This is a genomic window from Buchnera aphidicola (Hyalopterus amygdali) (genome assembly GCF_964059015.1).
Taxonomy (GTDB): Bacteria; Pseudomonadota; Gammaproteobacteria; order Enterobacterales; family Enterobacteriaceae; genus Buchnera; species Buchnera aphidicola_BN.
In genome coordinates, this window is sequence record NZ_OZ060383.1 from 462,358 (window position 1) to 477,383 (window position 15,026).

The 15,026-nt window shown below is 24.1% G+C and carries 14 protein-coding genes and 1 pseudogene; 12 read left to right on the forward strand and 3 right to left on the reverse strand.

Annotated features, from left to right (window positions below):
- The first annotated feature begins 135 nt into the window (after positions 1–135).
- Complete coding sequence (locus tag AB4W74_RS02180; protein ID WP_367681827.1) at positions 136–762, forward strand: DsbA family protein; 627 nt, start codon at positions 136–138, stop codon at positions 760–762.
- Positions 763–1,042: 280 nt separating this feature from the next.
- Positions 1,043–1,906, forward strand: coding sequence for a 5'-3' exonuclease (locus AB4W74_RS02185; protein WP_367682254.1), 864 nt, complete (start codon positions 1,043–1,045; stop codon positions 1,904–1,906).
- 13 nt (positions 1,907–1,919) lie between these two features.
- Here AB4W74_RS02185 and yihA read toward each other — a convergent pair whose 3' ends face one another.
- Complete coding sequence (gene yihA / locus AB4W74_RS02190) at positions 1,920–2,525, reverse strand: ribosome biogenesis GTP-binding protein YihA/YsxC (protein WP_367681828.1); 606 nt, start codon at positions 2,523–2,525, stop codon at positions 1,920–1,922.
- Between the two features lie 218 nt (positions 2,526–2,743).
- Here yihA and typA point away from each other — a divergent pair, with 218 nt between their 5' ends.
- Positions 2,744–4,573 carry a translational GTPase TypA gene (typA, locus tag AB4W74_RS02195; protein ID WP_367681829.1) on the forward strand — a complete coding sequence of 610 codons (1,830 nt, stop codon included), beginning with the start codon at positions 2,744–2,746 and terminating at the stop codon, positions 4,571–4,573.
- A gap of 142 nt (positions 4,574–4,715) precedes the next feature.
- Here typA and gmk read toward each other — a convergent pair whose 3' ends face one another.
- Positions 4,716–5,339, reverse strand: coding sequence for a guanylate kinase (gene gmk, locus AB4W74_RS02200; RefSeq protein ID WP_367681830.1), 624 nt, complete (start codon positions 5,337–5,339; stop codon positions 4,716–4,718).
- A gap of 71 nt (positions 5,340–5,410) precedes the next feature.
- Positions 5,411–6,370 (reverse strand): tRNA-modifying protein YgfZ, encoded by a 960-nt coding sequence (ygfZ, locus tag AB4W74_RS02205; protein WP_367681831.1) that lies wholly within the window; start codon positions 6,368–6,370, stop codon positions 5,411–5,413.
- Between the two features lie 153 nt (positions 6,371–6,523).
- Here ygfZ and prfB point away from each other — a divergent pair.
- The 9 genes and pseudogenes from prfB to corC all read left to right on the forward strand — a co-directional run bounded on the left by prfB (position 6,524) and on the right by corC (position 14,997).
- A protein-coding gene (gene prfB, locus AB4W74_RS02210) for a peptide chain release factor 2 (protein WP_367682255.1) occupies positions 6,524–7,622 on the forward strand; the annotation gives its coding sequence in 2 pieces (ribosomal slippage) (positions 6,524–6,598 and positions 6,600–7,622; 1,098 coding nt in all).
- Between the two features lie 7 nt (positions 7,623–7,629).
- Positions 7,630–9,141: a lysine--tRNA ligase gene (gene lysS / locus AB4W74_RS02215; protein ID WP_367681832.1), complete on the forward strand. Its 1,512-nt coding sequence runs from the start codon at positions 7,630–7,632 to the stop codon at positions 9,139–9,141.
- A 64-nt stretch (positions 9,142–9,205) separates the two neighbouring features.
- Entirely contained in the window at positions 9,206–10,453 is a 1,248-nt protein-coding gene (gene lysA / locus AB4W74_RS02220) for a diaminopimelate decarboxylase (protein ID WP_367681833.1), read from the forward strand.
- Positions 10,454–10,521: 68 nt separating this feature from the next.
- A pseudogene (gene lgt / locus AB4W74_RS02225) lies at positions 10,522–11,365 on the forward strand (prolipoprotein diacylglyceryl transferase).
- A 6-nt stretch (positions 11,366–11,371) separates the two neighbouring features.
- On the forward strand, positions 11,372–12,166 hold the full coding sequence (thyA, locus tag AB4W74_RS02230; RefSeq protein ID WP_367681834.1) for a thymidylate synthase: 795 nt from the start codon (positions 11,372–11,374) through the stop codon (positions 12,164–12,166).
- A 59-nt stretch (positions 12,167–12,225) separates the two neighbouring features.
- Entirely contained in the window at positions 12,226–13,551 is a 1,326-nt protein-coding gene (gene miaB / locus AB4W74_RS02235) for a tRNA (N6-isopentenyl adenosine(37)-C2)-methylthiotransferase MiaB (RefSeq protein WP_367681835.1), read from the forward strand.
- Between the two features lie 6 nt (positions 13,552–13,557).
- Complete coding sequence (locus tag AB4W74_RS02240) at positions 13,558–13,704, forward strand: hypothetical protein (protein WP_367681836.1); 147 nt, start codon at positions 13,558–13,560, stop codon at positions 13,702–13,704.
- Between the two features lie 11 nt (positions 13,705–13,715).
- Positions 13,716–14,033, forward strand: coding sequence for an rRNA maturation RNase YbeY (ybeY, locus tag AB4W74_RS02245; RefSeq protein ID WP_367682256.1), 318 nt, complete (start codon positions 13,716–13,718; stop codon positions 14,031–14,033).
- 82 nt (positions 14,034–14,115) lie between these two features.
- Positions 14,116–14,997: a CNNM family magnesium/cobalt transport protein CorC gene (corC, locus tag AB4W74_RS02250; protein ID WP_367681837.1), complete on the forward strand. Its 882-nt coding sequence runs from the start codon at positions 14,116–14,118 to the stop codon at positions 14,995–14,997.
- Positions 14,998–15,026: the final 29 nt, after the last annotated feature.

A 15,026-nucleotide genomic window follows, 5' to 3' on the forward strand; every position in this document is an offset into this window, starting at 1 on the left:
ACTCCAATTCAGTTAAAAATAAACATTTTAAATTAAAAATGTAATATCATATATTATGATATTAAATGCTTACATTTTATAAAAATATTGTATTTATAAAATATATTTTCATAAATATATAATTATGGATAAAAAATGAAAAAAATATTAATTGTTTTATATACTATCTTTTTATCTTTTACAGTTTTAGCTTCTGAATATACAAACAAAAAAGAATATACAATAGAAAAAAAAAATATTTATGATGTACCTGAAGTAATGAATTTTTTTTCTTTTTTTTGTCCATATTGTTATAAATTAGAAAAAATATATAAAATACATCATCTATTAAAAAATAAAATAGATCAAAAAATAAAAAAGAAAAATTATCATGTAAACTTTTTAGGAGGAAATTTAGGCAAAACTTTAACAAAAGCTTGGATAATAGCACAAAAAATGAAAGTTGAAGAAAAAATTATGCTACCTATCTTTCAAGGAATTCAAGAAACTAATACAATTAACAATGCTGCTAGTATTAAAGATATATTTTTAAAAGAAGCAGGAGTTAATTCAGATAAATATAATAAATTTTGGAATAGTTTTACACTTAAAATATTAATAAGAAAAAATAATCAAGATGTTAAAAAAGCTAAACTGAATTATGTTCCTAGTATGTTAATAAATGGAAAATATTTAATCAATTATTTTAAATTAGAAAAAATATTTAAAAAAGATTTTTCTAAAAAATATATAAATTTATTATATTTTTTAATAAAAAAATAAGAAAATAATCTGAAAATTATAGATATATAGGATATAATATATTAAACTTATAAAATATATTTTTTTTAATTTTTAATTAACCTAGATAAAAAGAACTAAAAATTAAATATTTAATTATAACATTTTAATTAAATTTGATTAACCTGTTCGTATTTATTACTTTAAATAAAAAAATTATTTAGACTATATTTTATGAAAAATTAATCAAAGAAATACATTAAAAAAATAAATATAAATTTTTATTATTTTTATTAAATTTATTTAAAAATTAAAAAAAGCAATATTATATATGAAAAGAAAACCTGTTATTATAATAGATGGAAGTCTATATTTATATCGTTCTTATTTTGCATTTCAACAATCTATAAAATACGAAGAAAAACCATACGGAGCAATATATGGAATGTTGAAAACAATATACAATGTTTTGAAAAAAAACTACAGTTCAAAAAAAATTATTATTATTTTTGATTCTTCTAAAAAAACTTTCAGAAACACAATTTTTAAAGAATACAAAAGCAACAGACCTTCTATGCCTAATCAGCTTTATTTACAAATTCAACCTCTGTTTAAAATACTTAAAGAAATTGGAATTAAAACTTTAAGTATGCAAGGAATAGAAGCAGATGATATTATTGGTAGTTTTTCACATAAATTAGAAAAAGAAGGAGAAAAAATATTAATTGTCAGTCATGATAAAGATATGATACAACTCGTAAACAAAAATATCAATATATTGCATTTAAATAGCAATAGTATTCTTACTTCTGATACAATAAAAGAAAAATATGGTATTCATCCTCAAGAATTTATTGATCTCTTAGCACTGATGGGAGATACATCTGATAATATTCCAGGAATTCCTAAAATAGGTATAAAGACTGCCTTACATTTATTAAAAAAATTCTCAAATATTAGAAATATTTATAATAATATTGAAAAAATACCATTTTTATGTTTTAGAAATGCTAAAAACGCTGCTATTCAATTAAAAAATTACAAAAAAATCGCTTTTCTTTCATATGAATTAGCAAAAATAAAATTAGATATCCCTATAAATATAACTTCTCAAGAAATTTACATAAAAAAAACTTGCTTTAAGAATTTGTCTGATAAAATTAAACTTTATTCTTTTAATCAATAAAAAATAGATACAATTAACGATATTTTTTATACCATAAATTTAATTGTTTTTTTAATTCTGTAATACCTACTTTTTTTAATGATGAAAATAAGTGAATATGAATTTTATTTAAAAAGTATTTTAATTCTTTATATACTTTATTAAATTGGATTTTTTGATCACTTACTGTAAGTTTGTCACATTTTGTTAATAACAATAAAATGGGGATTTCATTATTTATAGCTAAATCAATTATATTTAAATCAAAAACTTTTAAAGGATGTCTAATGTCCATTAAAAACACTAAACCTTTTAAACATTCACTATGTTTTAAATAAGAATATATTACATTTTTCAAATATATTTTTTTTGACATAGAAACTTGCGCATAACCATAACCAGGGAGATCGACTAACCGAAAATCAGAAGCTACTTGAAAAAAATTAATTAATTTAGTACAACCAGGAACTTTACTAAAACGAGCTAACTTCTTTTTATGAGTTAACGCATTAATAGCACTAGATTTTCCTGAATTAGAATAACCAACAAAGGCTACTTCAATTCCATTTTTAATTGTCATATCAAAAATATTAGGTACGCTTTTTAAAAAAAATGTTTTTTTATAATTTAATATGTTCAAAATATAACCTTAAATGATTAAAATTAATAAAATTGTTAAAAATATTTTTTTATATAAAATAACTATTCTTTACTTAGAACATTTTTTTAAAATTTTTATGCTTTTAAAAAAAATGTTATCATCCGCAAACAATTTAATCTTTTCTTATACTCTATCCAAAACCCGTCTCTTATTATACCTATTTATTTTATAAATGAATTACTTTTAAAGGGAAAAAAATGCATAAAAATATAAGAAATATTGCTATTATAGCGCATGTCGATCATGGTAAAACTACACTGGTTGATCAACTATTACAGCAATCTGGTACTTTTCAAGAACATGAAGAAAAAAAAGAACGTATTATGGATTCTAATATTTTAGAAAAAGAACGGGGAATAACCATCTTATCTAAAAATACTTCTATAAAATGGAAAAACTATAAAATTAATATTGTAGATACACCAGGTCATGCAGATTTTGGTGGAGAAGTAGAAAGAGTAATGTCTATGGTAGACTCAGTTTTATTGGTAGTAGACGCATTAGATGGACCTATGCCGCAAACTCGATTCGTCACTAAAAAAGCATTTAAAAATGGTTTAAATCCTATTGTCGTGGTAAATAAAATTGATAGGAAAAATGCTCGTCCCGATTGGGTAATAGATAAAATTTTTGATCTTTTTGTTAATCTTAATGCTAATGATAAACAACTTGATTTCCCAATTGTATATACTTCTGCAATTCTTGGAACGTCTGGGACAGATTATCTGCAGATGAAAGAAAATATGATTCCTCTATACGAAGCAATTATTCAATATGTTCCAGCTCCTAATGTTGATCCGAAAAAAAAATTTCAAATGCAAATTTCGCAACTTGATTATAATAATTATCTTGGAGTAATAGGTGTTGGTCGTGTTAAACAAGGTTATATAAAAACTAATGATTCAGTAGCTGTTATTGATAGGTTCGGAAATAATAAATATGCTAAAGTTAATAAAGTATTAAATTATTTTGGCATTCAACGAATAGAAGTAAATAAAGGAAAAGCAGGTGATATTATTGCAATTGCAGGAATAAATAAATTAAATATTTCAGATACTATTTGTCACCCAGATAATTTACAACCTTTACCACCATTAATTATTGATCAACCTACAGTAAATATGTTTTTTTCAGTTAATACTTCTCCGTTTTCAGGAAAAGAAGGTAAATATATTACGTCACGACAAATTTTAGAACGATTAAAAAAAGAAACTATACATAATGTAGCACTTCAAGTAAAAGAAACAAAAGATGCAAATATTTTTTCTGTTTCTGGAAGAGGGGAATTACATTTATCTATATTAATAGAAAATATGCGTCGTGAGGGATTTGAATTAGAAGTATCGCGTCCAAAAATTATTTTTCGTAATACTAAAAATGTCACAGAAGAACCATTTGAAAATGTTATTTTAGATATTGAAGAAAAACATCAAGGTAATATTATGACATTTATAGGAGAAAGAAAAGGAGAACTAAAAAATATTACTATCGATCCAAACAAAAGAATACGTCTTGAATATCTTTTATCTAGCCGTGCATTAATTGGTTTTCGAACCGAATTTATGAGTATAACATCAGGAACAGGACTTTTTTATTCATCTTTTAGTCATTACAAAGTATGTCAAAAACATGATGTAGGACAAAGAAAAAATGGAGTTTTAATATCAAATAGCACAGGTATGGCAGTAGCTTTTGCTCTTTTTAATTTACAAGAAAGAGGTAAATTATTCTTAGGTCATGGTAGTCAAGTTTATGAAGGACAAATTATTGGGCTTCATAATCGTATGAACGATTTAACAGTTAATTGTCTTACAGGGAAAAAACTTACTAATATGAGAGCTTCGGGTACAGATGAGGCAATTACTTTAACTACTTTTACAAAATTTAGCTTAGAAGAAGCATTATCTTTTATCAACGACGATGAATTAGTAGAGATTACACCAAATTCAATACGATTAAGAAAACGTTATTTAAAAGAAAACGAACGAAAACAAGCTAATAGAAATAAAAATAAAATCATAAATTAAAAATTTATTAGTAAAAAAAATTAATTTTTATTAATTATATAATTCTATTTTCTCAATAGAATTATATAAATAATGGTCAATAAAAAATATTTTATATCTGATAGATATCAAATATTAAAATTAATTTAATAAATTTTAAATATTAACGTTGTAACAATTGAGAAATTAATAAATTATATTTATTTTTTTGATGAAATGCGCATAAATGTTCTGCAAAAACAATTGTTTTTAAATCATTTATAGCTTTTTGAAAATCATCGTTAATTATTAAATAATCATATTCGGAATAATGATTCATTTCATCTACTGCTTTCTCCATTCTTTTTGCAATAACTGTATCACTATCTTGACCTCTTTTTCGTAATCTTTTATATAGTTCATCTTTAGATGGAGGTAGTAAAAAAATACTTTTTGATTTAGGCATTTTATATCGAATTTGACTAGCTCCTTGCCAGTCAATATCAAGAAAAACATCAATACCTGAAAGTAACATTTTTTCAATATATTGACGTGAAGTTCCATAATAATTATTAAATACTTTTGCATATTCTAAGAAAGATTCTTGTTTAATCATAATTCTAAATTCTTTTTTCGATATAAAATAATAATGTTTTCCATGAGATTCACCAGGTCTCATTATTCTGGTTGTATGTGAAATAGAAACTTTAATATTATATAAAGATTTTGTTTTTAATAATCCTTCAATTAAACTGGACTTACCTGTTCCACTTGGTGCTGAAATTATAAAAAGAATACCTTGAGACATGATATTTTAAGAGAATTATCTAAATTTTTACAAAAAAAAGAATTTCAAAAAACATTTTTTAGATAAAAATACTAAGTTTTAATTAAAAAAATATTTTTTAGACCATAAATTCTAAATATATTTTTAGCATTTATAGATTTATTTATTACTGCTTGTATAAAAACTTGATTAACTTCAACATAAATCATTGCAATTAAAAAACCAATTCTATACCACTTTCCTTCTTTCTCCGTTTCAATGATTGAACCAATTTCGGCGCTAATTTTTCCTATACCTACTAAAACATGTAATTCATATTTATTTAAATTTTTATAAAATGTTCGTGCTATTGTTTCTTGTCCATAATAACATCCTTTATTAAAGCTTATAGCTTGAAGCTTTTCTAAATTTAGAGATTGAGGTAAAAATTTTTGAGACAATTTTTTATCAAAAATAGGAAATCCTGCTTCTATGTCTAAAAGAGTCCATTGCTTACTATTATTGAATAATTTTATTTTGTTTTTTTGTTTTTTTAAAAATAACACATCTTTTAAAGATAAAATTAAAAAAAATCTTTCAATAGGCTTTGAAAATAACAATATAGTTCTTTTCTCATGAGAGATTATTGAATGATTCACATTCGGTATGTCAATAAAAAGTTCAGATAAAAATAATCTGGCATCGCTGCCAGATATGCCAAATAAATATAAATTGTCTAATTCTTTAATTTCTACTTTAGAAAAAATAGCATATTTTTTTAATTGCTTAACTTGCATTTTAACAAGACTTTTTCGAATAATATAAGCATAACCTTTTCTATAATGAAAGAGAAACATAGTTGCTAAAACTTTTCCATTAAAATTACAATGAGCACAAAATTTGTATTCTTTTTTATTTAAAGAAAATACATCAATTGTAAATTGATTTTGAAGATGTTTTGTACTATCAGTACCTTCTATATATACTAAAGACCATTCTTCAAGAAAATGTAATGTTAAGGGTAAATTAATTGAAGAATAAACAGGATATTTTGGAAATAAAAATAACGACATTCGTTCTCCTAAATATATATTTTATAAAATATGAAATAAAAATAAATAAATTTATCGAATTAAACATTATAATATAAAAAAAAAATACAAATTTTATATTCTTTTAATAATTTTTGTTAAATTATTAAAAATTAATTTATGGAAGATAAAATCATGATTGATATCAACATAATTTCAAATCAAATAAAAATACTACAAAAACGTACAAATTATTTGAAGAGGTATCTTTGACTATGCAAAAAAAAAATCACGTATTTTAGAAATTGATCTAGAATTATGCTTACCTAAAACATGGAAAGTCAATGAATCTATGTATCATCTCAATAAGGAAAAAAATCTATTAAATATAATAGTAAAAAATATCAATACAATAGAAAAAAAAATAAAAGAAGCAGTAATTTTTTTAGAACTAGTTCTAGAAACAAATGATAAAATTGTACTAGAAGAAATTTATAATGAAACTAAGAAAATAGAAAAAAAAATCAAAAAACTTGAATTTTATCGTATGTTTTCTAATAAACATGATAATTGCAATTGTTATATAGACATACAATCTGGTTCTGGTGGGACAGAAGCTCAAGATTGGTCAAAAATGTTATTAAGAATGTATTTAAAATGGTCTGAAAAAAAAGGATTTAAAACAGAAATTATTGAAGAATCTATAGGAGATATAGTTGGTATTAAATCTTCTACTATTAAAGTTTCTGGAGAATATGCGTTTGGATGGTTAAGAACAGAAACAGGAATACACCGTTTAATTAGAAAGAGTCCATTTGATTCAGGGAAAAGACGCCACACTTCTTTCAGTTCAATTTTTATATATCCTGATATAGAAGACGAAATTGATATTGAAATTAATCAATCTGATCTTAGAATAGATGTATATAGAGCTTCTGGAGCAGGAGGTCAACATGTAAATAGAACGGAATCAGCTGTTCGTATTACTCATCTACCTACAAACATTGTTACTCAATGTCAGAATAATCGATCACAACATAAAAATAAAGAACAAGCAATTAAACAGATGAAATCAAAAATATATGAAATGAAAATTCGCGAAAAAAAAGAAAAACAAAAAAAAATAGAAAATACTAAACTGAATATAAGCTGGGGTAATCAAATTCGTTCTTATATATTAGACAATTCAAAAATTAAAGATCTAAGGACCGGAATTGAAAAATATAATGTACAATCTGTATTAGATGGAGATTTAGATGATTTTATTGAACAAAGCTTAATAATAGGGGTATAAATAAAAAATGATAAAACAAATAGATATAAAACAAGATGTGCTAAATAATGAAAAAAAAACGAGAAAAGAAAAATTTATTAAAATGAAAAAAGATGGATTCTCTTTCCCAAATACTTTTAAAAAAAAAAATACTTCTGTCAAATTAAACCAATCATATAAAAATAAAACAATTGATGAACTCAATATTTTAAAAGTAAAAGTTTCTATTGCTGGTCGTATGATACAAAGAAGAATTATGGGAAAAGCTTCTTTTTTTACAATACAAGATATAGAGGGAAAAATACAAGTTTATACGAGAGAACAAGAAGTCACAACCGAATTCTATAATAATCAATTTAAAAAATGGGATATTGGCGATATTATAGGTGTAATCGGAAAACTATTTAAAACAAAAACAGGAGAATTATCTGTTTTTGCTGAAAAATTAATAATTCTTAACAAATCTTTAAGACCCTTGCCTGAAAAATTTCATGGATTATTAAATCAAGAAACACGTTATCGAAAAAGATACTTAGATTTAATTAGCAATAGACATTTATATGAAATTTTTAAAAATCGATCTAATATTATCACATTGATTCGAAATTTTATGATAGAAAATAAATTTATAGAAGTAGAAACTCCTATGTTACATAGTATCCCTGGGGGTGCAAACGCTCGCCCTTTTATTACCTATCATAATGAAATTAACAAAGAAATGTACTTAAGAATAGCACCTGAATTATATTTAAAACAACTAATTATTGGAGGTTTTGAACGTATTTTTGAAATAAACAGAAATTTTCGTAATGAAGGATTTTCTACTCGACATAATCCAGAATTTACTATGATGGAAGCATATATTGCGTATTCTGATTATCAAGATATGATGAATTTTACTGAAAAATTACTAAACAACATAATAAAAATAATGTTTAAAAAAAATCAAATACAATACAATAAATATTGTCTAAATTTTGATGTACCTTTTAAACGATTTACTATGAAAGAAGCGATTTTAAAATATAATACTAATTATACCTTATCAGATTTAAAAAATATAGAAAAAATAAAAAAAATGGCAAATAACATTGGTATAGAAATAAAAAAAGATTGGAAAATAGGTCATATAGAAAATGAAATTTTTGAAAAAACAACAGAAAAAAAACTAATCCAACCCACTTTCATTACAGACTATCCAGTAGAAGTCTCTCCTCTAGCAAGACGTAATGATTTTAATTCTCATATTACAGATAGATTTGAATTATTTATTGCAGGATATGAAATAGGAAATGGATTTTCAGAATTAAATGACGTAGAAGATCAAAAATATAGATTCTTAAATCAAATAAAAGATACTGAAAAAAAAAATCATCAAGACATTTTTTATGACAAAAATTATATAGAAGCATTAAAATACGGATTACCTCCCACTTCAGGTTTAGGAATTGGAATTGATCGTTTAATTATGATCTTAACAAATCAAACAAGCATTCGGGATGTTATTTTATTTCCTACTCTCCGTCCATTAAAAAAATAATTTACACATTTATAAATTTTATATAAAAAAATTTATATTTTTAAATAATTAAATAGGAAAAAAAATGCCTGAGTTATTACATCAAACTAAAACTAATCTTAGTATAGAAAATATTAGAAAATTAATAAAAAAATATCCATCTCCTTTTTGGTTATATGATTCTAGTATTATCTATAAAAAAATAAAATTACTAAAAAAATTTGACATTATTAGATTTGCTCAAAAAGCGTGTTCAAACATTAACATACTTCGTTTCATGAAAAAAAATAACCTAAAAGTAGATGCTGTTTCACTAGGCGAGATAGAACGAGCATTAGTTGCCGGATTCAAACCAAATACAAACGAAATAATTTTTACAGCAGATCTATTTGATCAAGAAACTTTATCTAAAGTAATCAATTGCAAAATACCAGTGAATGCAGGATCAATAGATATGTTAAAACAATTAGGTAAACTTTCTCCAGGACATCATGTATGGTTAAGAATTAATCCAGGTTTTGGATATGGACACAGCAAAAAAACTAATACCGGAGGAGAAAATAGTAAACATGGAATTTGGCATCCCAATTTAGCAATACCTATTATAAAAAAATATAAATTAAAACTTATTGGATTGCATATGCATATTGGTTCAGGCGTAAACTATGAACATTTAGAAAAAGTATGTCAATCTATGATAGATCATGCAATTAAGATTAATCAAAAAATATCATTTATTTCAGCAGGAGGTGGACTACCTATACCTTATAGATTTAATGAAAAACCTATTAATACAAAAAAATATTTTATGATTTGGGATGAAGCAAGAAAAAAAATATCTCGTTTTTTAAATACACCAATTCAATTGGAAATTGAACCAGGTAGATTTTTAGTTGCAGAATCAGGAATTTTGATTTCCCAAGTAAGAGCAGTTAAAAAAATGGGTAATAAAAACTTTGTTTTAATTGATTCAGGTTTTAACGATCTTATGCGTCCTACAATGTATGGGAGTTATCACCATATATCTGTTTTATCAAAAGATCATAGAAATATTAAAGAAATAGAAAAAATAGATACAATTGTAGGTGGACCTTTATGTGAATCAGGAGATATCTTTACACAAAAAGAAGGAGGAAACATCGAAACTAGAAAATTACCTATGTTAAAAATAGGAGACTATTTGATATTTCATGATACCGGAGCATATGGTGCTTCAATGTCATCTAATTACAATACTAGACCTCTTATTCAAGAAATAATGTTTGAAAATAAAACTTTTAAAGTTATTCGAAGACGACAAAAAATCAGCGAATTGTTAAATTTAGAAAAATAGTATTCTTTTTAAAAAATTTTATTTTAAAAAAAAATTTTATTTAAACAATAAAAGGTACAATATTAAATATGTACATTAATTTTCCAAAAATCAATCCTATTATTTTCTCTATTGGTCCCTTTAAAGCTCATTGGTATGGTTTTATGTATTTTATAAGCTTTATTTTTGCTATATGGTATGGAAAAAAAAAATGAAAAAATAACAGATATAGAAAAAATAGATAAATTGTTATATGTCATTTTTATATGTTCATGTATTGGAGGTCGAATCGGATATATAATTTTTTATAATTTTTCATATTTCTCTCAAAATATACTATGTTCCATACATATCTGGGAAGGGGGAATGTCATTCCATGGTGGATTAATCGGAGCAACACTCGCTATATATTATTTTTCTTTAAAAAAAAACATAAAAATATTAAAAATATCAGATTTTATAGTAAAATTAGTACCTTTCGGATTAGGTGCTGGAAGATTAGGGAATTTTATTAACGGTGAATTATATGGCCGCGTAGCACCAAATTTTTCATATTCATTTCTTTTTCCTAGTACATACAGTGAAGATTTAAAAATAGCTCGTGACAATACTGAATTACAATGCATATTTAACAAATATGGTGCTCTGCCTCGTCACCCTTCACAACTATATGAGTTTTTTTTAGAAGGTATTATTTTATTTATTATAATCTATTTTTTTAGCAAAAAAAACAGAAAAATAGGGAGTATTAGTGCTGTATTTTTAATTAGTTATGGAATATTAAGAATAATCAGCGAATTTTTTAGAGAACCAGATCCTCAAATTGGACTATTTAAAAACATGATAACTATGGGTCAGATATTGTCTATTCCAATGATTTTAATTGGATGTATAATAATATTTAATGTTTGCTATAAAAAAACTTTAAGTTGAGGTCCTATGAAACAATATTTACAATTAATAAAAAAAATAATTAAAAAAGGAAATTTAAAAAAAGATCGAACGGGGACCGGAACATTATCTATTTTTGGACATAATATGAAATTTAACTTAAAAAAAGGGTTCCCTTTAATTACGACAAAAAAATGTCATATACCATCTATTATTCATGAATTATTATGGTTTCTTAAGGGGGAAACAAATGTTAAATACTTAAATAATAATAAAATATCAATTTGGAATAATTGGGCAAATAAATTTGGTGATCTAGGACCAATTTATGGAAAACAATGGCGAAGTTGGGAAACATGTGATGGAAAAAAAATAGATCAAATCGAAAATGTATTAAATCAATTAAAAAAAGACCCTGATTCAAGAAGAATGATAGTATCTAGTTGGAATGTTGGAGAAATCGATAAAATGTCATTATCTCCATGTCATATAATATTTCAATTTTATGTGTCAAAAAAAAAATTGAGTTGTCAACTATATCAACGTTCATGCGATGTATTTCTTGGTTTACCATTTAATATAGCTAGTTATGCAACACTCATACATATGATAGCACAACAATGTAACCTCAAAATTGGAGATTTTTTATGGACAGGAGGAGATGTTCACTTATATAAAAATCATGTTGAGTTAGCTAAGAAACAAATACTCAGAATACCCCGAAAATTACCAGAACTAATTATAAAAAGAAAACCTAAATCATTGTTTGATTATAACATCAAAGATTTTAAAATCGTTAGATACGAACCTCATCCTACAATTAAAGCAGAGATATCTATATAAAAAACGTTATTTATTTATACTGAACAAAAAATATTTATATTCTCAAAAGGAGTAATTTGATGAAAATAAAATATATATATATAAAAACATGGGGCTGTCAAATGAATGAATATGATTCCTCCATGATAAAAAAATATTTAGAAAAAACAGGAAAGTACTTAATTAGTACAAAACCTGAAAAGTCAGACATTTTAATTTTAAACACGTGTTCTATAAGAGAAAAAGCTCAAGAAAAAGTTTTTCATCAATTAGGAAGATGGAAAAAATTAAAAAATAAAAATCCCAATATTATTATTGCTGTAGGAGGTTGTGTAGCAACACAAGAAGGTCAAGAAATATTTAAACGAGCAAATTATGTAGATATTATATTTGGCACTCAAACTTTACATAAATTACCTAAAATGATAAATGAAATAGAAAAAAATAGACGATTTATCATTGATATTAGTTTTCCTAAATTAGAGAAATTTAAGTATTTTTTAGAACCTAAACAAACAGGATATACAGCTTCTGTTTCTATAATGGAAGGATGTAATAAATATTGTTCATTTTGTGTAGTACCATATACCAGGGGACATGAAATCAGTCGTCCGTCGGATGATATTTTATTAGAAATATCTAGTTTATCTGAAAATGGTATTAAAGAAATTAATTTATTAGGACAAAATGTTAATGCATATCAAGGACCAACTTTTAATGGAAAAATTTGTGTTTTTTCAGAACTACTACAACTGGTTTCTGAAATAGAAGGCATCGAAAGAATTCGTTTTACTACAAGTAATCCACTTGAATTCACTGATGATATTATTTCAGTATATCGAGACACACCGAAATTAGTTAGTTTCCTTCATCTCCCAGTACAAAGCGGATCGAATAGAATACTTCAACTAATGAAAAGATCATATACAACAGAAGAATATGAAGAAATTATTAAAAAACTTTTGAAAGCTCGTCCAAATATTCAAATTAGTTCAGATTTTATTGTAGGATTTCCCACTGAATCTGAAGAAGATTTTCAAAATACTATCAATTTTATAAAAAAAATAAATTTTGATATGAGTTTTAGTTTTATATATTCCAATCGACCAGGTACACCTGCTTCTAAAATAAAAGACGATATTGATTTAAAAGAAAAAAAAAGACGTTTATATGCCTTACAAGATTGTATAAACAAACAAACTATGTCATGGAGTAGAAAAATGTTAAAAAGTACACAATCTGTTTTAGTAGAAGGAGTATCTAAAAAAAATATTATGGAATTATACGGAAGAACAGAAAACAATAGAATTGTAAATTTTAAAGGATCATATAATATGATTGGAAAATTTGTTAAAATAAAAATCAAAAAAGTACATACATATTCATTACAAGGTGAACTAATTTAAAATTCCATGAACAAGAAAAATAATATTGTTTTACAAGTTCAAATAAACTGTAAAAATATTGAAAATATACCAAAAAAACATATTTTTTTAAAATGGATTGAAAAAGTACTACATAAAAAAAAAATGTTTATTTTATTACAGTTAGAATTGTAGATAAAATAGAAATAAAAAATCTAAATTATAAATATAGAAGAAAAAATACATCAACAAATATTTTATCATTCCCACTTAATTTTTTTTTTAAAAAAAATAAAATTTTATTAGGAGATATAGTTCTATGTAAAAAAATAATTGAAGAAGAATCTTTTAAATATAATAAAAAATTAGAATCACGTTGGGCACATATGGTAATACATGGAACACTACATCTATTAGGATACGATCACAAAAAAAATAAGGAAAAAAATATTATGGAAAAAATAGAAAATAAAATTATGTTGTCTTTAAATTATGAAAAACCATATTTTCTAAAAAATTCTTAATTTTTTTAAAAAATTATTTTAACCTATCTCTTTCTACCTATAGAATAATAAAATATATTTTAAAATAGATAATCATAATACTATGAGTAAGAAAGATATAAAAAAAAGAGATAAAATTAGTAGGAAAGGTTTTTTTTCCATTTTATTAAATCAAATTTTTCATGACGAACCAAAGAATAGAGAAGAACTATTAGTATTAATTCGCGATTCAGAACAAAACGAACTAATTGATCAAGATACTTGTGATATGTTAGAAGGAGTTATGCATATTGCAAAGAAAAAAATTAAAGATATTATGATTCCAAGAACACAAATGGTGACATTAAAATTAAATTATAACCTTAATAAATGTCTTGATGTAATCATCGAATCTGCACATTCACGTTTTCCAGTAATGAGTAAAGATCAAAACTATGTAGAAGGCTTATTAATAGCAAAAGATTTGTTGCCGTTTATGAAAAATTCAATAGATATTTTCTCTATAAAAAATATATTAAGATCACCTGTTGTAGTTCCAGAAAGTAAATCTGTCGATAGAATGCTAAAAGAATTTCGTTCGCAAAGAAGTCATATGGCTATAGTAATAGACGAATTTGGAGCAGTATCAGGATTAGTAACAATAGAAGATATTCTTGAATTAATTGTAGGAGAAATTCAAGATGAATACGATAATGCAGAACAGGTTAATATTAGAAAATTAAAAAAATGCAAATTTTCTGTTAAGGCATTAACAGAAATTAAAGAATTTAATGACATCTTTAATACTAATTTTATCGATGAAGAAGTAGATACTATTGGTGGATTAGTTATGAAAGCATTTGGACATTTACCAAGTAGAGGAGATAGTATTAAAATTAATGGATATAAATTTGAAGTTTCTGTGGCTGATAGTCGAAAAGTTATACAAATATATGTCACAATTCCAGAAAATAAAATTCCAACAATATTTAAAACAAACAGTTAATTTCACAACATTAAAATATTTATATATTT